The following is a 19,057-nucleotide window of genomic DNA, read 5'->3' as shown; positions in this document are numbered from 1 at the left end:
CCCTCGGCTGGGACACCCCAGCCGAACGCCTCGCCCAGTTCCTCACCACCAACTGAAACGCCGTGTTGCAACGACCCCTGGAAACCACCGCCAGGGTATAAATCCGATAAGTCGTGGCGCGGAGCGCCCGACTTATCGCGTTCAGGGCTTCTGCCCGATTCCGCGGACGGCCATCGCCAGCGTCCGGGTCGCGGCCGTGGCCCAGGCCGTGACCAGGAGCGCGTAGAGGGCCACGGCCAGGGCGGTCAGGGCGGTCGCGTGCGTGCGGGCGGCGAGCCCCGCGGTGCCGGTGACCAGGGTGCCGACCGGGAACACGAACGCCCACCAGGACAGCGTGAACGGCACGCCGCCGTGGCGGGCGGCCCGGATCGTCAGCGCGGCGGCCAGGGCCAGCCACAGCAGCGCGAAGCCGAGCGTGGGCAGGCCGTAGAGGACGGCGAAGGCCTGGGCGGCGGGGCCGTACGGGGCCGGGAGGGCCGTCGGGGCGACGATGCCGAGCAGGTGGGCGGCGGTGATCGACTGGCCGAGCGGGCCGAGGACGATCCACCAGGCCGGGGCGAGGGCGGCGGGGCCGGGGCCGTGGTGGACGAGCCGCGACCACAGCTGGGGCAGCACGACCACGGTGGCGGCGAGGCTGACGCCGAAGAGGGCGTAGCCGGCCAGCACCAGGTCGAGGCGCAGGGCACCGGGCAGGTACGGGGCGAGCAGCGCCGCGTTGGCGGCCGACACCATCGGCGGGACCAGCGGCATGAGCCAGCCGCCGAAGGCCGCGTCCGGGGCGGCGGGGCGGCCGGTCATCATGCGGTAGGGGACGGCGACGGCGGTGGCGAGGCCTCCCGCGGTACCGATGAGCCAGCAGACGGCGTCGAAGGGGACGGCCGCCGGCAGGCCCAGCACCAGCGCGCCGCCGCCGACGGTGAGCGCGGCCATCGGCGGGGCGCCCCAGAACTGGGCCGTCACCTGATCGGCGGCCGCGGGGCGGTGGCGTTGCGCGACCCACGTGACGCTCAGGACCACCAGCAGGGCGGCGGCGAGGGCCCATACCGCGGTCGCGGCCGGGCGCAGGGCCGGCGCGTGCAGCGGGAGGGTCGTGGCGGCGGTGCCGACGATGCCGGTGCCCATCACGGTGGCGAACCAGTTCGGGCCCAGCCGGGCGGGCGGCTGCGGGCGGGTCGTCGCGGCTGCGGCCGGGGCGATCAGCAGTGCGGTCATGGCCATGACGCTGCACCCGGCGGGGCCCGGCCGGTAGGCGGCGATCCCGTCTGACGTCATAATCTGCGGTTATGCCCCTGCCGCCGGTGGTCCGTGACCTGAGCACCTTCGACCTGCTGCTGTCCGTGGTGCGGCTCGGCAGCGTGGGGCGGGCGGCGGCCGAGCACCGCATCTCGCAGCCGGCGGCGAGCGCCCGGCTGCGGCAGCTGGAGCGGCAGCTGGGGGTGGCGCTGCTGCACCGCACGCCGCGCGGCTCGACGCTCACCGAGGCGGGGGCGCTCGTCGTGGACTGGGCGCGCAGCGCCGTGGACGCCGCCGCGGAGCTGGCCGCGGGGGCGGCGGCGCTGCGGGCCGACGCGGACAGCCGGCTGGCGGTGGCGGCCAGCCAGACGGTCGCGGAGTACCTGCTGCCGGGCTGGCTGGTGGCGCTGCGCCGGGTGCATGCCGAGCTGGCGGTCGCGCTGCGGGCCGGCAACTCGACCCAGGTGGCGGCGGCGGTGCTGGGCGGGGAGGCCGGGGTCGGCTTCGTCGAGGGGCCGGACGTGCCGGCGGGGCTGCGGGCGGAGGTGGTCGCCGAGGACCGGCTCGTGGTGCTCGTCGCGCCCGGGCACGCGTGGGCCCGGCGGCGGCGCGGCGTCACCGCGGACGAGCTGGCCGCCACGCCGCTGGTGGCGCGGGAGGCGGAGTCGGGGACGCGCCGGGCCCTCGAGGCGGCGCTGCGCGATCAGGGGTGTGCGCTTCTGGCGGTACCGATGCTGGAATGCTCGTCGACGACGGCGATCAAGCACGCGGTGGCCGCCGGGAGCGGACCGGCGGTGCTGAGCTCCCTCGCCGTCACCGGGGAGCTGGCGTCGGGGGCGCTGGTCGAGGTGCCCGTGTCCGGCCCGCCGCTGCGGCGCAGCCTGCGGCTGGTGTGGCCGGCCGGCGCGCAGCTGACCGGCCCGGCGCGCGACCTGCGGGGCATCGCCCGGCGCAGCCGGTCCCAGGCGACGCCGGATCAGTCCCAGGCGGCGCCGGATCAGTCAAAGACGACGTTGGAGCAGTAGCGGTCGGCCTTGGCCCGGTACATCGCCAGGTCGGCCCGCCGGATCAGCTCGGCGATCGTGGTCGGCTCGCCGTCGTTGACGGCCACGCCGATGGAGGCGGTCACCGAGAGGCTGTGCCCGTCGATCGTCATCGGCTCGGTGATGGCGGTGGCCAGGGCCTCGACGGCGGCCGGCCAGCGCGGCTGCGGGCCGGTGCGGGCGTCGGTGAGCACGGCGGCGAACTCGTCGCCGCTGAGCCGCACCGCCAGGTCGTCGCGCACGCAGCGGCTCAGCCGGCCGGCCACCGTGCGTAGCACCTCGTCGCCGGCGGCGTGGCCGTAGCGGTCGTTGATGGGCTTGAAGCCGTTGAGGTCGAGGACGACGACCGCGCAGCGGCCGGTGCGGGCGAGCAGCCGGGGGCCGGCGGCGTTGAGGTGACGGCGGTTGGCCAGCCCGGTCAGCTCGTCGTGGTTGTTCTCCCACCGCAACGCGGCGCGCTCGGCCTCGAGCCTCGCGATCTGGGCCCGCAGCCGGGCGACCTCGTCCTCGGGGGACTCCTCCGCGGCCCGGGCACCCGTCGCGGTGTCGAGCTTACTGAGGATATCCATCGATGCCCTCTCTGACCACAGTGGACGGCCCCCGCGGCGCATCTCGATCAGTATCATCGCCCGACGGCTTCCGCGGTGCAAGATTTCACAAAGGAAGAGTTCCGGATGACATTTTGGAAACGATCTTGATCGGGATACGCTCAGTGCGCAAAAATTTCACGACGAATGAATGAGGTCGAGCGATTGCGGCCTTATGCACAACCTTGTCCGAATTTGCGCGCGGAGATAGGCAACCCTCGCTACCGAGCGTGACCGGACGCCGTACCCTCAGAAGGAGAGCACGATGACGCCCGGCAATAGCGAATGGATCATGTCGAGCCGGTCGACCGGCAACGGCGGCAGTTGCGTCGAGGCGCGCCGCAACGACGGCCAGATCGAGGTCCGCAACAGCAAGCGGCCGGACGAGAGCACGGTGCGGTTCACCGTCGAGGAGTGGGACTCCTTCCTCGACGGCGCCAAGAAGGGCGAGTTCGACCGGCTGCTGACCGACTGATCAGCGCACGCCGTCAGGGCTTGCGGCCGACCCCGGCCCAGATCCCGCCCGGTCCGGCGGGCTGGGGCCGGTCGGCCGCGGCGCCCGGGGCCCACTGCTGGGCCCACACCACGCCGGGCTCGACCAGCTCGAGGCCGGCGAACAGGCGCTCCACCTCGGCCCGGGTGCGCACCGTGCCCGGCGTCGCCGTGCGTCGCTGGTAGACGTCCTCCGCCGCCGGGCTGCGGCCGGTCGTGGCGAAACTCTCCGTGGCGGTGTGGGACACCACGAGGTAGCTACCCGGCGGCAGCGCGGCCAGCAGTTCGGCGCTCACTGCCTCGGCGGTCGCGTGGTCGGGCACGAAGTGCAGCACGGCGGCCAGGACCAGGCCGACCGGCCGGCCGAGGTCGAGGACCCGGTGCACCTCGGGGTGCTCCAGGATCGCCCTGGGCTGCAGCAGGTCGCCGTGCACCGCGACCGCCCGCTGGTCGCCGGCCAGGATGTCCCGGGCCTCGGCCACCGCCACCGGGTCCAGGTCGACGTAGACCACCCGGGCGCCGGGCTGGGCCGCGCGCACGATGGTGTGCACGTTGTCGACGGTCGGGATGCCGGAGCCCACGTCGAGGTACTGCCCGATGCCCGACTCCGCCAGGAAGCGCACGGCGGCGGCGACGAACCCGCGGTTGGCCCGCGCCGCGTCGCGGATGAACGGGAACTGGGCGATGACCGCCTCCGCCGCCTCCCGGTCGGCCGGGAAATTGTGGATGCCGCCCAGGTAGTAGTCGTACATCCGGGCCGCGGTCGCCGCCTTGCGGGCGTTCGCCGATGGTTGTTCCTGCGCGCCGGTCATTGTCGCCCGTCTCCCCGTGTCGACGAAATCAGAGCCGGAAATCCGCGATCGGCACCGCTGCTTCGCAGATCAGGGCGAAGATGCGGCGGTACTCCGCCACCTCCGCCTCCTCCTCGAGGTACAGCGCGCCGATGTGCGACTCGAGATAGACCACGTCGGGGTCCTCGGGATCCTCGAAGTCCATGATGCGAAACGCCCCGGCCATCGCCGCGTGGGCGCCGGCCGTCCAGGGCAGCACCAGGATGTCGACCCGGTCCTGCGTGGCCGCCTCGCGCAGGTGCTCGATCTGCGCGGCGAGGGTTGCGGGGCCGCCGACCTGCCGGGTGAGCACCCCCTCGCCGAGGACCGTCGTCAGGTGCGGCCGGGGGTCGCGGGCGGCCAGCGCGGCCTGCCGCTGCAGCCGCAGCTTCACGTGCCGGTCCGCGGCGTCGTCGTCGACGGCCTGCTCGGCGCCGTAGACCGCGCGGGCGTACTGCTCGGTCTGCAACTCCCCGGGCACGACCTCACCCTCGTAGGTGCAGATCCGCCTGGCGCTGGCCTCCAGCCCGACGTACAGCTTGAACCAGTCCGGGATCACCGGGTTGGCGTCCCACCACTCCTCCTGGGACGTGCCCAGGGCGAGCTCGGACAGCGCGTCGGTGATGCTCTCGTCGATGCCGTACAACCAGCACAGCGCGCGCACGTTGGCGACCGTGACGGGCACCTTGCCGGTCTCGATGCGGTGCAGCGTCGGCTCGGAGATGCCGAGCTTGGCCTCCGCGACCTCGCGCCGGCTCTTGCCGGTGGCGGCCCGCAGCCGTGTCAGCCGGCGGCCCAACGCACGGCGCACGACCCGTTGTCCGGTGACCGGCAAGCCCCACCTCCACGCCACGCTGCGAAATCGAACCGGTACTGCCGGCTGACACCATACCTCTGACGATTGCGGAGTCAATATCGCCCGCGGACCGAATTCACCGACCGTCCGTTGTGGACTTCCGGGTTACTGAACGGTCCTTCAGATCCAGCGGTTGCCCAGCCACATGCGGGCGAGCCAGTCGGCGTAGGGGATCGGCTCGCCGGCGTAGATGGGGTAGAAGTAGGCGAAGCACGCGGCGACCAGCAGGACGTAGGTGCCGGCGATCACCGCGCCGATGACGCGGCGGTCGCTGTCCGGGGCGGCGCTGCGCGGCGGGCCGATGATGGCGCCCAGGACGTACACCACGGCCAGCACGAGGAACGGTTCGGCGGGCAGGGCGTAGAAGTAGAACATGGTGCGGTGCGCCGGCATCGACTGGAACCACGGCAGGATACCGGCCAGGGCGAAGGCCATGATGAGCCAGGCGCGCCCGTCGCGGCGGGCGATGGCGAGCCAGCCCAGCGCGAACAGGGCGGGCAGGAACGACCACCACAGCAGCGGGGTGCCCAGCAGCAGGACGCTGTCGGCGCAGCTGGCGGCGCCGCACGGGCCGGTCTGCTCGAACGAGAACAGCACCGGCCGGCCGAGCAGCAGCCACTGCCACGGCCACGACTGGTACGGGTGCGACTTGTCCAGCGTGGTGTGGAAGCCGTAGGCCTCCTGGTGGTAGTGCCACAGGTTGACTAGCGGGTCGATGGGGCGGTCGTGCGGCAGGGCGTTGGTCTCGGCGTACCAGTGGCGGAAGTAGCCGTTGTCGGAGGCGAACCAGCCCCACCAGGTGCCCAGGTAGGCCAGCACCGCCAGGCCCAGGATGGCCAGCGTCCAGCCGAACGCCTCCGGCAGGCCGTCGCTCAGCCAGCGGCGGGCGCCGGCGCTGCGCCGCGCGCTCAGGTCGCAGACGATCACGATGGCGGCGACGAGGATGACGTACCACAGGCCGCTCCACTTGACCCCGCAGGCCAGGCCCAGCGAGACGGCGCAGGCGAGGCGGTACCACGGGACGCCCAGCTTCGGCCGCTTGTCCGGGTCGGCGCCGTCCTCCAGCAGGCGCAGCCAGCGACGGCGGCGGTGCTCCCGGTCGAGGACCAGGAACCAGAACGCCACCACGATCCAGAACATGAGGAAGATGTCGAGCAGCGCCGCCCGCGACAGCACGAAGTGCATCCCGTCGAGGGCCATCAGCAGGCCCGCGGTGGCGGCCAGCACCGTGGAGCGCAGCAGCCGCCACGTGGCCATCGTGACGAGCAGGATCGACAGCGCGCCGACCGCCACGGCCATGATCCGCCAGCCGAAGGCGTTGTAGCCGAACACCTGCTCGCCGAGGCCGATCATCCACTTGCCCAGCGGGGGGTGCACGACGTACTGCGGCGTGTTGTCCTCCGGGTTCCACTCCACGCCGTGCTGCAGCAGATCCTGCGCCTCGTTGGCGTAGTAGACCTCGTCGAACATGACCTCCCGCGGGCGGGTCAGGTTGACCAGCCGCAGGATCAGGCCGACGCCGGTGACGAGCGCGGCGGCGAGCCAGAAGCCGGACGTGAACCGGCCGGGACCGGCGAGCCGCCGCCGCACGATGTCGGGCACCCCCGTGTTCATTTGTGGAATCCTAGTGCGCTACGACAGCGGGGTATTCATCACGGTCTGGATCTCGGCCGCCGTCAGCGCCCGGTTGTAGACGCGGGCCTCATCGATGAGGCCCTTGAAGTACTCGCCGTACGGGGTGTTGCCGCCGATGGACAGCTGGCCGGTGGTCTGCTTCAGCGTGCCGGTCTTGGCCTTGGTGGAGACCAGCGTGCCGTTGACGTACAGGCGCAGGTTGGTCCCGTCGTAGGTGAGCGCGATGTGGGTCCACGCGCTGAGCGGGCAGGCGGTCGTGCCGTACGCCACGGAGTCGCTGGATCCCGTGGTCACGCCGCCGGCCGGCTTCAGCGGACCGGCGTCGCTGCCGGCGTTGAGGAACCAGGCGTCGGTCTCCTTGTGCATGACGGTGCGCCAGCCCGACTGGGCCGCGGTCGGCTGCACCCACGCGGTCATCGTCAGGCCGGTCGTCGGGTTCAGCGTCGCCGAGGACGGGATCTTCACCAGGTCGCCGGAGCCGTTGAACGACAGCGCCCCGCCGTACTTGCCCGCCGTCCACGTCGCCCCGGTGATCGTGCCGGTGTTGCCGTTGCCGGACGAGTCGGCGACCGAGGCGCCGCTGCCCGCGTCGAAGGTGTACCCGGCGATCAGCCCGGTCGGCTGGGTCGGCGCGTTCGACGTCGTCGCGGTGGCCGCCGGCGACCAGCCGCTCACGTTGCCCGACGCGTCCGCGGCCGCCACCCGGTACAGGTAGGTGGTGTTCGCGGCCGGGGCGGTGTCCGTGTAGGCGTTGGTGGCCGGCGTGGCGATCTGGGCGAAGTCGGTGCAGCCGGCGCCGGTGCAGCGCTGGACGCGGTACTGCGCGACGCCCACGTTGTCGGTCGAGGCCGGCCACGCCAGGGCCACCTGGGTGCCGTTCGCCGTCGCGGTCAGCGACGCCGGGGTCGACGGCGGGGTCGAGTCCGGCAGGGCCGGCGTCGTGGCCGTGGCGATCGCCGAGTACGCGCTGAGGTTGCCGGCGGCGTCGGCGGCCCGGACCCGGTAGCGGTACGCGGTGCTCGCCGCCAGCCCGGTGTCCGACCACGTGGTGCCGGCCGGCTGGGCGACCTCGGCCCAGGTGGTGCAGGCGGCGCCGGTGCAGCGCTCCACGCGGTACCCGGCGACGCCCACGTTGTCGCTCGACGCCGTCCACGACAGGTCGACCTGCGTGGGGCTGGCCGGCGTGGCGGTCAGGCCGCCCGGCGCCGACGGGGCGGTCGTGTCCGTGGCGGTCGTCGTCGCGGTCGCGACGTTCGAGTACCCGGAGACGTTGCCCGCCGCGTCGGCCGCCCGGACCCGGAACTGGTACGTGGTCCCGGCGGTCAGGCCGGTGTTCGCGAACGTCGCCGTGGTCGCCGTCGCCACCTGGGCGAAGTTCGTGCAGCCGCCGCCGCCGCAGCGCTCGATGCGGTACTCCGCGACCCCCACGTTGTCCGTGGAACCGCTCCACGTCAGGTTGACCTGCGTGTTGCCGGCGACCGTGGCGGCCAGGTTCGCCGGGACGCTCGGCGGGGTGGTGTCGGCCGCGGCGGCCGTCGTCGCCTCGGCCACCGGCGAGAAGCCGCCGACGTTGCCGGCCGCGTCGGTGGCCCGCACCCGGTAGGCGTACGTCGTCGTCGCGCTCAGCCCGGTGTCGGTGAACGACGTGGCGCCGACCGTGCCGACCGGGACGAAGTTCGTGCAGCCGGCGCCGAGGCAGCGCTGCACCTGGTAGCCGGAGACGCCGACGTCGTCGGTCGCGGCCGGCCAGGACAGGTTCACCTGCGAGGAGCCGTTGGCGGCCGCGGTCAGCCCGGTGAGCGTCGACGGCGGCGTCGTGTCCGCCACCGGCGCCGTCAGGGGCGAGTTCATGATGGTCTGTACCTCGGTGGCGCTCAGCGCCCGGTTGTAGACCCGCGCCTCGTCGATGAGGCCGGTGAAGTACTCGCCGTAGGGCGCGTTGCCGCCGATGGACAGCGGGCCCGTCGTCTGCTTCAGCGTGCCGGTCTTGGCCTTGGTGGACACCAGCGTGCCGTTGACGTACAGGCGCAGGTTCGCCCCGTCGTAGGTGAGCGCCACGTGGGTCCACTGGTTCAGCGGGTTCGCCGTCGTGCCGTACACCACGGAGTCACTGGATCCCGTGGTCACGCCGCCGGCCGGCTTCAGCGGCCCGGAGTCGCTGCCGGCGTTGAGGAACCAGGCGTCGGTCTCCTTGTGCATGATGGTCCGCCAGCCCGACTGGGCCGCGGTCGGCTGGACCCACGCCGCCATCGTCAGCCCGGTCGAGGCGTTCAGCGACGCCGACGACGGCACCTTGACCATGTCGGTCCCGCCGTGGAACTGCAGGGCGCCGCCGTACTTCCCGGCCGTGGCCGTCGCGCCGGTGATCGTCCCGTCGTTGCCGTTGCCGGACACGTCCGTCGCGCCGGCGTCGAACGTGTACCCGGCGACCAGCCCGGCCGGCTGCGTCGGCGCCGAGCCGAGCACCGCCGTGGCGACGTTGGAGTACGGGCTGACGTTGCTCGACGGGTCGACCGCGGCGACCCGGTACTGGTACGTCGTGTTCGCGCTCAGCCCGGTGTCGGTGAACGTCGTCGCGGTCGGGGTGGCGATCTGCGCGTAGTTCGTGCAGCCGGCGCCCTGGCAGCGCTCCACCCGGTAGCCGCTGACCAGCACGTTGTCCGTCGACGCCGCCCAGTTCAGCGCCACCTGCGTGCCGTTCACCGCCGCGGTCAGGTTGCCGGGCGCGCTCGGCGGGACGCTGTCCGAGCCGACCGGCAGCAGCACGCTCGTGCTGGAGCGCAGGCCGCTCGCATCCGTCGCGGTCAGGATGATCTCGTAGGAGAACGTGCCGATCGGGCCGTGGTCGTCGACCACGAAGCTACCGCTCGCCCCGGAGCCCCCGACGAAGCTGTGGATGTGCGTGTCGTGGTGCAGCAGCACGGTCCAGCTCAGCGCGCTGGCCGGCAGCGGGCCCTGGTCCGGGTCGGTGGCCGAGCCGGCGAAGTTCACGGTCTGCCCGGGCTGCACCGTCGTGTTGTTCAGCGGCGCGCTGATCGTCGGCACCGGGGGAGCGCTGCCGACGGTGACGGTCGTGGTCGCCACCGACGTGAGCCCGGCGCTGCCGGTCACGGTCAGCTTGGCCAGGAACGTCTGCACACCCGTCGCGGTGTACGTGTGGCTCGGGTTCGCCGCCGTGGACGTGACGCCGTCGCCGAAGTCCCAGAGGTACGACAGGCTCGCCCCGCCGGCGTCGACCGAACCGGCGCTGGAGAACTGGACCGTCAGCGGCGAGTAGCCGGACTGCGGGCTCGCCGAGGCGGTCGCCGACGGGCCGTTGAACCGGATGCGGCGGATCTGCCCGGTCGTGAACGACAGGTAGTAGATCATCCCGTCGGGCGCCACGGCCAGCGAGACCGGTGCCTCGACGTTGGTGGCGAAGGGCTGCACGCCGATCGGGTTGTGGTTGGCGTCGAACACGACCCGCTTGATGAAGTTGCCCGAGTAGTCGGCGAAGAAGTAGTTGTTCTGGAACTGCGCCGGGTAGACGCCGCCGGTGTAGAACGGCCCGCCGATCGCGGCGGTGCCCACCGTGTGGTTGTAGGTGTGGTACGGCGCGGTGACCGCCGACGCCGGCAGGTTCTGGCACAGGGTGTACAGCTGCTGGAAGGAGCCCTGCACGTTGTTGCCCTCGTAGCACGGCCAGCCGTAGTTGGCCCCGGGCACGCCGTCGTTGATCTCCTCCCACGTGTTCCAGCCGACGTCGCCGAACCAGATGTGGTTCGTGCCCGGCTGCAGCGCGAACCGGAACGGGTTGCGCACGCCGTAGAGGTACACCTTGGACTTGACGCTGTTCGTGCCGTCGTAGAACGGGTTGTCGGCGGGCGCGGTGCCGTCCTTGTTGATGCGCAGGATCTTGCCGCGGTAGCTGTTGAGGTCCTGCGCCCCGAGGGCGAGCGGGTCGGCCTTGTTGGCGTCGTCGGCGTCGCCGTTGCCCACGAACAGCTTGCCGTCGGGGCCGAACTGCAGCGCCCCGATGGTGTGGCTGCTGCCGTCGGCCGGGATGCAGTCGGCGCCGGTGGGCTGGGCGCTGCACGGGGCGGTGCCGACCGAGCCCAGGATCACCGTCTCGCTGCCGGCCAGCGCGCGGTCGGGGTTGGCCGGGTCGGCGGTCACCCGGACCAGGCGGGACGTCTTGGCGCCGGGGTCGTTCGGGTTGCTGGTGTTCTCGTAGACGTACGTCAGGTAGACGTAACCGTTGGTGACGAAGTCCGGGTCGAACGTGAAGCCCCACAGCCCCCGGTCGTCGTAGGTGTTCACCTTGCCGGTCAGGTTCAGGAACGGGGTCGGCAGGACCGAGCCGTTCTTCACCACCCACACCACGCCGGGCTTGGTCCACACGAACAGCCGCCCGTCGGGGGCGAAGGCCTCGCCGACCAGCGTGTACTTGTCGACGGTGGCGACCACCTCGGTGGTGAACCCGGGGCTGGCGAAGGTGTCGGCCACGGCCGGGGCGGGCTGCGAGACGACGACGAACAGGCCCAGCAGCAGCCCGGCGATCACGCCGATCGCCCGGTTCCTGCGCTTTCTGGACACCACCATGGCCACAACCTCCGCCGTCGATTGGCGCGCAATATAGGCACCGTTCCGGCTCGGCCGGAATCAACCGAACGAATGGCGACGCATGGCAATACGTGAGTTTGCGACCGTTTTCGGGGCATCTGGCACGGGTCGGCTTTCCGTCACGCGCTCCTCGCTGGGGATTTCCCGGTGGGGGCCTGGCCGGCTGATCGTTTCCGGTCGCCGTTACGACGCGAGCCAGGCGTCGAGGATGTCGACGTACTCGGGGGCCAGGTGCGGGCTCCACCGCAGGAAGTACACGGCCATGGACAGCGCGTGCAGCAGGTGGGCCAGGCGGACCCGCTCCGGCCAGTCGTCCGGCAGCGGGCACCGCGCGGCGTAGGCGGTCAGGAACGGTTCGCGGCCCTCCGGGAACGCCGTGAAGATGTGCTCGTCGAGCTTGCCGAAGTCCAGGAAACGGTCGGCGTAGCGGCCGTGCTCGAAGTCCAGCAGGCACGCGATCCGGCCGTCGCGCATGATCAGGTTCGGGCGCCACAGGTCGCCGTGGGTCAGGACGGGCGGGTCGTCGTGGGCAAGGCGGTCCACCGCCCGGTGCAGGGCCGCCGCCAGCCGCTCGTTGCCCGCGCCGGCCAGGTCGTGCGGGGCGCCGGCCCGCGGCTCGCTGCCGGTCCCGGCCGGGTCGTGGGGGGCCTGGGTGGGCCGTTCGTTGCCGGTGCCGGTCTGGTCGTGGGGGGCCTGGGCACGCCGCTCGTTGCCGGCGCCGATCAGGTCGTGCGGGGCTTTGGCCAGCCGGGAGTCGATCAGGGCGTGCAGGGACGTCGCGGCGTCGGCGTGGCGGGTGCGGCCCAGCACGTCGCCGAACCATTCGCCGGTGCACGAGTGGACCCGGCCCACCAGCTCGCCCAGCTCGGCGGCGAAGGCCAGGCGCTCCGGCGGGGACATGGACTCCCAGGCGGCGTCGGCCGGCACGCCGTGCTGGTACTCCTGGACGATCAGCGGGCCGTCCAGCGGCGCGCTGTACGGGGCGAAGGCGCGGTAGCGGACCACCGGCACGCCGCCCTCCGCGGCCCGGCGGGTCGTGGCGATCAGGCCGCGCAGGTGCTCCGGGTCCTTGTCGCGGACCGGGGTCTTGGCCAGCAGCGGGCCCTCGTCGGTGTCGGCGACCCACTGGCGGCTGGTGTAGCCGGCGTCGAGCCGGCGTATCGCGTCGATCCGCAGGCCAGGGCAGGCCTCCCGCAACGCTTCCTCGATGGCGTCGATCACCGGCATACCGTACCGGGAAGGTGTCAGCCTAGTTTCCTAGGACGCGAAAACGGGCCGTGACGGAGACGGCACGAAACCGGGAGCCGGGCGAACGAGCTCCGGCCGTACCGTCGCGGGCATGGACGAGATCGACAGCTATGACCCCTATGCGGGGGCCGAGGAGTTCGACGGCGACGGGCTGCTCGCCGAGGTCACCGACCATGCGGAGGACCTCGCCGAGTCCTGAGCCGCAACCGGACCGCAACCACGCGGACGGTCAACGCGCGTCCACCCGTGCCGACGGTAGCGGTATTGCTGGGCAGGCCGGTGGACGGGAGCGTCGGTGCCTCGATCGCAGATCAAGCGGCGCATCGCGCTGGTCGGGCTGGCCGCGGTGCTGCTCGCGCTCACCGGCGTGAGCGTGTTCGGCACGGTGGCGACCCGCGACGCGGCCCGCGCGGCGCAGAGCGCCTCGACCGTGGCCGAGGCGTACCACCTCGCCCACGAGGCGGTGGGGCTCGAGGAGATCGCCGAGCAGCTGTACCGCCTGGAGCCGGAGAGCAACGCCCGCGGACAGCACGCGGTGGCGGCCCAGCGGCTGCAGTCGGCGCTGAGGCTCATCCGCGAGCGCGGCAATGCCCGCGACCTGTCGCTCGTCGAGCTCATCCAGACCCTGCAGCAGCGCTACCTCGATGCCGTCGGCCGGCTGTTCGCGGTGGTCGACCAGGGGGACCAGGCGGTGGTCCGGCGCATCGACATGGACGAGGTGCAGCCCACGTCGGTGCGCATCGACTACCTGCTGCAGCAGGCGACCGCGGAGCACACGGCGGCGGCCGGGCGGGCCAACGCGCGGCTGAACCGGGTCGAGCAGGTGGTGTTCGTCGCGACTCTGTGCACGTTCGCGGCCGGCCTGGCGCTGATCGTGGTGTTCAGCGTGGTGGCGGTGGGCTACCAGCGGCGGCTGATGCGCCAGGCGACCGAGAGCGCGCACCGGGCCACCCACGACGCGCTGACCGGGCTGCCGAACCGCAGCGTGTTCACCACCCGCACCGCGGAGGCGCTGGCCACACCGGGGGAGGCCGGGCCGTCCGTGCTCATGCTGGACCTGGACCGGTTCAAGGAGGTCAACGACGCCCTGGGCCACCGTTACGGCGACGAGCTGCTGCGGCAGGTGGCCGGGCGCGCGAGCGCGGCGGTCCGGGCTGCCGACACCGTCGCCCGGCTGGCCGGGGACGAGTTCGCGATCCTGCTGCCGGGGACCGGCAGTGAGGACGCGGTACGGCTGGCCCAGCGGGTCCAGGCCGAGCTGCACCGCAGTTTCGACCTGGGCGACGTGACGGTCGACATCGAGGCGAGCATCGGCGTGGCGAGCGCGCCCGCGGACGCCACCGGCGCCGACGAGCTGCTGCGCTGCGCGGACATCGCGATGTACACGGCGAAGGACGCCAAGACGGGCACAGTCGCCTATCGCCCGGCGATGCACGCCGATGACAGCAGCCGGCTGCTGCTGCTCGGGGACCTGCGCCGGGCGCTGGAGAGCGAGGACCAGATCACCCTGGCCTACCAGCCGAAGGTGCGCCTGGCCGACGACGAGCTCAGCGGCGTGGAGGCGCTGGTCCGCTGGCAGCACCCGGTCCGCGGGCCGATCGCGCCGAACGACTTCGTCCCGGTGGCAGAGACGACCGGGCTCATCAACCGGTTGACGCTGTACGTGCTGCGCCACGCCCTCGCGCAGGCGCGGGCGTGGCTGGACGGCGGGCGGGAGGTGCCGGTGGCGGTGAACCTGTCGCCGCGCTGCCTGCTCGATCCGAACCTGGTCGAGCACGTGACCCGGATGCTCGGCGACTGCCGGGTGTCGGCGAACCTGCTGCGGCTGGAGGTCACCGAGTCGGCGGTGATGGCGAACCCGGCGCAGGCGACGGCGACCCTGCGGCAGCTGCACGACCTCGGCGTGCACCTGTCCATCGACGACTACGGCACCGGCTACTCCTCGATGGCGTACCTCAAGCAGCTGCCGGTCGACGAGTTGAAGGTGGACCGGACGTTCGTGCAGCACATGGACGTCGACCACGACGACGCGGTGCTGGTGCGGGGGGCGATCGAGCTCGGGCACAACCTCGGCATGACGGTGGTCGCGGAGGGCGTCGAGGCGGACGCGCACGCGGTGGCGCTGTACGAGCTCGGTTGCGACATCGCGCAGGGGTACCACTACGCGCGCCCGATGCCGGCCGCGCAGCTGGAGGAGTGGCTGCGGGCCCGCCGGCTGGCCGCGGCGGCGCCCTGAGCGGGGGCAGCGCGAACCGGCGGGTTCCCATACCGTGGCGCGGTGCGAACTCGACCCCGGCTGGCCCGATCCTTGGCAACCGTCGCGTGCGGCGCCGTGCTCGCGCTGGTGTTTGCCGCGCCCGCGGCCGCCGACCCGACCCGCGACCAGCAGTGGGCGCTGGGCCTGCTGCAGGCCGGCCGGCTGGCGCAGATCAGCCAGGGGGAGGGGGTCACGGTCGCGGTCATCAACACCGGCGTGGACCCGAACCATCCCGACCTGACCGGCAGCGTGCTCAAGGGCATCAACACCGACAGCAAGTCCGGGCCGACGAGCGACATGGCCGGCATCGGCACCGGGATGGCGTCGATCATCGCCGGGCACGGCCACGGCGCGGGGGGCCGCGACGGCGTTCTGGGCATCGCGCCGAAGGCGAAGATCCTGCCGGTGCGCCTCGGCGACCAGGTGGTGTTCGGCCAGCCGGACCGGCTCGCGGACGGCATCATGGCGGCGACCGACGCCGGGGCCAAGGTGATCTGCGTGGCCTACAGCCTGTCGGACTCCGACAACCTGCTCAAGGCGATCGGCTACGCGTGGACCAAGGGCGCGATCGTGGTGGCCGCGTCGGGCAAGGTGTCCGACAACCGCAGCATCGTGTGGCCGGCCCGCTACAAGGGCGTGGTCGCGGTCGGGGTGGCCGGCCGGGACGGCAACGTCGACCCGGGGGTGTCGCCGGAGGGCGACTTCGCCTCGCCGCTGACCGTCGTCGCGCCCGGCGTGGACATCGTCGCGGCGACCCTGCGCGGCAGGTACGAGACCGGGTCGAGCACCGTGCACGCGGCCGCCTACGTGGCCGGGGTGGCGGCGCTGATCATGGCGAAGTACCCGTCGACGACCCCGGCCGGTGTGCTGCAGCGGCTGCGGGACTCGGCCGAGGACCGCGGCAGGCCCGGCCTCGACGACGCCTACGGTTACGGTCTCGTCGACCCGGTGCAGGCCCTCGCGGCGAACGTCCCGCCGCGGGCCGCGCCGTCCGCCGGCGCGTCGCAATCGGCGGCGCCGGCGCCGGCCGGGCCGAAGAAGAGCAAGTTCTGGTACCGCACGCTGCTCGTCACGACGATCACGCTGATCTGCGCCTCGCCGGTCGCGCTGGTCGTCGGGGCCGTGCTGCTGATCCGGCGGTCGCGGCGGCGCCGCCGGGCCGGCCCCGTCGCCGTGTCGTCGCAGGGCGACCGGGCGCATGTCCACCATCCCTGATCGTCCGTCCATTGTGGACTCGATGCGGGGTTGCTGCCGGTGACCTGGTAGCCTTTACGACTCATCGAGCGGCGGGAGGTGGTGGCGGTGCGCCTGCAGGCCGTGTCGCGCGCCGTCGCCGCCGTGCTCGTGTTCGTCGTCTGCGCGCTGCTGCTCGGCCTGTCCCAGGCGGAGCACCTGACGCCGGGGGACGCGTTCCAGGTCGCCCGGGTCGGGCACGTTGCCACGGTCCACGGCGCCGTCCACGTCCCGAACCGCGACGCGACCGCGCCCCTTGCCGTCGGTGCCGAGGTCGCGCCGGGCACCGGCCCGTCCGGCCTCGTCGGTACCGTCGGCCGGACCGGCAACTCCCCGCGCCCGGCGTGGTTCGGCGAACCGGCCGGCTGCCGCGGGCCACCAACCTCCTGAGCAGGACACACGTCACCGCTCTTCGCTTCTCAGGAGGTACATCCGTCATGTCACGCTGCACGCTGCCCAGAAACCTGCCCAGAAACCTGCCCGAGGCGCCCGCCGCTGCCCAGCACGCGCCGCCAGGGTCGCCGTGAGCGCCCTCGCCGCGATCGTGATCTTCACGATCGCGTTCGTCCTCATCGCCACCGAAAAGGTCCATCGCGTTGCCGTCGCGCTCACCGCGGCCGGCCTGATGGCGCTGCTCGGGCTCGTGCCCGGCCAGGACGTGTTCTTCTCCGAGCACGCCGGCATCGACTGGAACGTGATCTTCCTGCTGCTCGGCATGATGATCATCGTTGGGGTCATCAAGCAGACCGGCCTGTTCGAGTTTCTCGCGATCTGGGCCGCGAAACGGTCCCGGGGCCGGCCGTACCGGCTGCTGGTGATGCTCATGGCCATCACGGCCGTGGCATCCCCGTTCCTGGACAACGTCACCACCATCATGCTCGTCGCCCCGGTCACCGTCCTGGTGTGCCGCCGGCTGGGCATCCCGGCACCGCCGTACCTGATCGCCGAGGCGCTGGCGTCCAACATCGGCGGGGCGGCGACGCTCATCGGCGACCCGCCGAACATCATCATCGGCAGCCGGGCCGGGCTGACCTTCAACGACTTCGTCATCCACATGGCGCCGATCGTCGCGGTGCTCTTCGTGCTCTTCGTCCTGCTGTCGTGGGTGATGTTCCGCCGGCGGTTCGAGTACCACCCGGAGCGCGTCGCCGAGATCATGGCCCTCGACGAGCGGGCCGCCATCACCGACCGGCGGCTGCTCGTCCGCTGCCTGGCGGTGCTCGGCCTCGTCGTCGCCGGCTTCGCCCTCCACGCGGTCATCCACGTCGATCCGGCCATCGTCGCGCTGCTCGGCGCCGGCCTCATGGTCCTCGTGTCCCGGGTGGAGACGGAGAAGTACCTCGAGGAGGTCGAGTGGTCGACCCTGGTGTTCTTCATGGGCCTGTTCGTCATGGTCGGCGGCCTGGTGGAGACCGGCGTCATCCACCGCCTCGGCACGTGGGCCACCGGCCAGGTCGGTGACAACTACTTCGTCGCCGCGACCGGGCTGCTGTTCGGCTCGGCCGTGCTCGGCGCATTCTTCGACAACATCCCGTACGTCGCGACGATGGCTCCGATCGTCGAGGACATCGTGGCGACCACCTCCGACCCGGAGACGGGCCGCTCACTGTGGTGGGCCTTCGCGCTCGGCGCCGACCTCGGCGGCAACGGAACCGCCGTGGCGGCCAGCGCGAACGTCGTGGTGCTCGGCATCGCGGCCCGTGCCGGTCAGCCCATCAGCTTCTGGCAGTTCACGCGGTACGGCATCGTCGTCACGGTGATGACGACCGTCATCGCGTGGGGTTACGTCTGGCTGCGGTACTTCTCATGACGGCCGTCGAAGGAGGAACCATGTCCACCACCCGCACCGCGCTGCCCGGCATCGGCACGCTGCACATGCTGCAGCTGCACAACGGCCGCCGCATCGGTGTCATCCGGCACCGCGACGGCCGCCGCGAGCTCGTCGTCTACGACGCGGCCGACCCGGACGCCGGCCGCATCGGGGCCGTGCTCACCTCGCAGGAGGCGAGCACCCTCACCGAGGTACTGCAGGCCGCCGGCCCTTCCGTGCACTGCGCCCGCCTCGAGCACCTCGCCGCGGGCGTCGTCGTCATGCAGATGCTCGTCGGCGACGGCTCGCCCTGGCTGCACCGGCCCGTCGCAGCCGGCGAGGGGGTGCTCGCCGCGGTCGTCCGCGACGACCGGGTCGTGCCGGCCGAGGCGTCGTCACGGTGCCGGGTCGGCGACGTCGTCGTCCTCGTCGGTCACCGCGACGCGGTCCTCGCGGTGCTCGACGCGCTGTTGTGGGAGCATCCGACGGACGGTCCGCCGTCGCGAGCCGACATGTGACCGTCGGGCTTGCCTCGAGCGGGCCGGCGGCCCGCTCGAGGCCGGCCACGGTGTGCGGGTCTGCGGCTCGGCCACGGTGTGCCGGTCGGCGGCTCGGCCACGGTGTGCGGGTCGGCGGCCGGGCACGGTGCGGCCACGGTGCGCCGGTCGGCGGCCGGCGGCCGGCGTCGCGCCCGGTCGGCGGCGCCGGGGCGAGCGCCGGGTCGGTGGGCGGGTCCACGCCGCCGGGGCCGGCTCCTTCGGGGTCGGCGCGAGCTGATGCCGGCCCGCAGCCGCCGGTCGGCGCTTCATGGGACCGGGCGGCGCTGGTCGCCGGCGCGGCGCTGCGGGTCGTCCGGCCGGCCCGCCTCGGCGCCCGGGGACAGCTGCGGGTTCGGCATCTCCTCGGCCGCCGGCCCGCTGGCCGGCCGGACCCGGGGGAGCAGCGGCCCGCGCACCGCGAGCCCGGCGACGAGGGCCAGCACCGCGCCGGTCGCGCCGCCGGCCGGGATGAGCCACCAGCCGGCGAGCGCGGTCACGGCGAGCGCGGTCACGCCGCCGAGGGTCGAGCGGGCGCGGGCGCGGTCGTCGACGCTCTCGACCACGAACGCCGCCCAGGTGACGGCGGTGTAGACGGCGACCTCCGCTGGACGCCTTGTCCCGGCTCGCGGCCGGCGGTGGCCTGCTGCTCGGGGACAACACCAAGTTCGCCGGCATGTTCCGGGCCCACGGCC

Annotated in this window: 15 protein-coding genes and 1 pseudogene; 8 read left to right on the top strand and 8 right to left on the bottom strand. The window is 72.8% G+C overall.

Annotation, left to right across the window (positions count from 1 at the left end; all coding sequences use genetic code 11):
* Positions 1-141: 141 nt before the first annotated feature.
* Positions 142-1,212, bottom strand: coding sequence for a C4-dicarboxylate ABC transporter (locus AB0M46_RS47070; protein ID WP_363347434.1), 1,071 nt, complete (start codon positions 1,210-1,212; stop codon positions 142-144).
* 71 nt (positions 1,213-1,283) lie between these two features.
* Between AB0M46_RS47070 and AB0M46_RS47065 the strand changes: the two genes are divergently transcribed.
* Positions 1,284-2,258: a LysR family transcriptional regulator gene (locus AB0M46_RS47065; RefSeq protein WP_363347432.1), complete on the top strand. Its 975-nt coding sequence runs from the start codon at positions 1,284-1,286 to the stop codon at positions 2,256-2,258.
* Here the strand turns inward: AB0M46_RS47065 and AB0M46_RS47060 are convergent.
* Positions 2,231-2,845, bottom strand: coding sequence for a GGDEF domain-containing protein (locus AB0M46_RS47060; RefSeq protein WP_363347430.1), 615 nt, complete (start codon positions 2,843-2,845; stop codon positions 2,231-2,233). The two genes, AB0M46_RS47065 and AB0M46_RS47060, sit on opposite strands and share 28 nt — an antisense overlap.
* Positions 2,846-3,128: 283 nt before the next feature.
* Between AB0M46_RS47060 and AB0M46_RS47055 the strand changes: the two genes are divergently transcribed.
* Positions 3,129-3,338, top strand: a complete 210-nt coding sequence (locus AB0M46_RS47055; RefSeq protein WP_363347428.1) for a DUF397 domain-containing protein — start codon at positions 3,129-3,131, stop codon at positions 3,336-3,338.
* 13 nt (positions 3,339-3,351) lie between these two features.
* Here the strand turns inward: AB0M46_RS47055 and AB0M46_RS47050 are convergent, their stop codons facing one another.
* The 5 genes from AB0M46_RS47050 to AB0M46_RS47030 all read right to left on the bottom strand — a co-directional run bounded on the left by AB0M46_RS47050 (position 3,352) and on the right by AB0M46_RS47030 (position 12,499).
* Entirely contained in the window at positions 3,352-4,167 is an 816-nt protein-coding gene (locus tag AB0M46_RS47050) for an SAM-dependent methyltransferase (protein ID WP_363347426.1), read from the bottom strand.
* A 28-nt stretch (positions 4,168-4,195) separates the two neighbouring features.
* Positions 4,196-5,020 (bottom strand): helix-turn-helix transcriptional regulator, encoded by an 825-nt coding sequence (locus AB0M46_RS47045; RefSeq protein WP_363347424.1) that lies wholly within the window; start codon positions 5,018-5,020, stop codon positions 4,196-4,198.
* A 141-nt stretch (positions 5,021-5,161) separates the two neighbouring features.
* The gene (locus AB0M46_RS47040) at positions 5,162-6,655 is read right to left on the bottom strand and encodes a phospholipid carrier-dependent glycosyltransferase (RefSeq protein WP_363347422.1); all 1,494 of its coding nucleotides are present in this window, start codon (positions 6,653-6,655) and stop codon (positions 5,162-5,164) included.
* Positions 6,656-6,673: 18 nt separating this feature from the next.
* A complete protein-coding gene (locus AB0M46_RS47035; protein WP_363347420.1) occupies positions 6,674-11,257 on the bottom strand; it encodes a LamG-like jellyroll fold domain-containing protein in 4,584 nt (1,527 codons plus the stop codon).
* A gap of 204 nt (positions 11,258-11,461) precedes the next feature.
* The gene (locus AB0M46_RS47030; protein WP_363347418.1) at positions 11,462-12,499 is read right to left on the bottom strand and encodes an aminoglycoside phosphotransferase family protein; all 1,038 of its coding nucleotides are present in this window, start codon (positions 12,497-12,499) and stop codon (positions 11,462-11,464) included.
* A 322-nt stretch (positions 12,500-12,821) separates the two neighbouring features.
* Between AB0M46_RS47030 and AB0M46_RS47025 the strand changes: the two genes are divergently transcribed.
* The 5 genes from AB0M46_RS47025 to AB0M46_RS47005 all read left to right on the top strand — a co-directional run bounded on the left by AB0M46_RS47025 (position 12,822) and on the right by AB0M46_RS47005 (position 18,344).
* Positions 12,822-14,762, top strand: coding sequence for an EAL domain-containing protein (locus AB0M46_RS47025; RefSeq protein ID WP_363347416.1), 1,941 nt, complete (start codon positions 12,822-12,824; stop codon positions 14,760-14,762).
* Between the two features lie 42 nt (positions 14,763-14,804).
* Positions 14,805-15,998, top strand: coding sequence for a S8 family serine peptidase (locus AB0M46_RS47020; protein WP_363347414.1), 1,194 nt, complete (start codon positions 14,805-14,807; stop codon positions 15,996-15,998).
* An 87-nt stretch (positions 15,999-16,085) separates the two neighbouring features.
* Positions 16,086-16,406: a hypothetical protein gene (locus AB0M46_RS47015; RefSeq protein WP_363347412.1), complete on the top strand. Its 321-nt coding sequence runs from the start codon at positions 16,086-16,088 to the stop codon at positions 16,404-16,406.
* A 133-nt stretch (positions 16,407-16,539) separates the two neighbouring features.
* Positions 16,540-17,826 carry an ArsB/NhaD family transporter gene (locus AB0M46_RS47010; protein ID WP_363347410.1) on the top strand — a complete coding sequence of 429 codons (1,287 nt, stop codon included), beginning with the start codon at positions 16,540-16,542 and terminating at the stop codon, positions 17,824-17,826.
* A gap of 20 nt (positions 17,827-17,846) precedes the next feature.
* On the top strand, positions 17,847-18,344 hold the full coding sequence (locus AB0M46_RS47005) for a potassium transporter TrkA (protein WP_363347408.1): 498 nt from the start codon (positions 17,847-17,849) through the stop codon (positions 18,342-18,344).
* A 287-nt stretch (positions 18,345-18,631) separates the two neighbouring features.
* Here AB0M46_RS47005 and AB0M46_RS47000 read toward each other — a convergent pair whose 3' ends face one another.
* Positions 18,632-18,928, bottom strand: coding sequence for a hypothetical protein (locus AB0M46_RS47000; RefSeq protein WP_363347406.1), 297 nt, complete (start codon positions 18,926-18,928; stop codon positions 18,632-18,634).
* A gap of 41 nt (positions 18,929-18,969) precedes the next feature.
* Here AB0M46_RS47000 and AB0M46_RS46995 point away from each other — a divergent pair.
* Positions 18,970-19,057, top strand: a pseudogene (locus AB0M46_RS46995) (DUF5926 family protein); the annotation flags it as partial.

The organism is Dactylosporangium sp. NPDC051485 (genome assembly GCF_040682015.1).
Lineage (GTDB): Bacteria > Actinomycetota > Actinomycetes > Mycobacteriales > Micromonosporaceae > Dactylosporangium.
The sequence above is the reverse complement of the archived record's forward strand: the minus strand, read 5'-3'. Positions and strand labels throughout refer to the sequence as shown.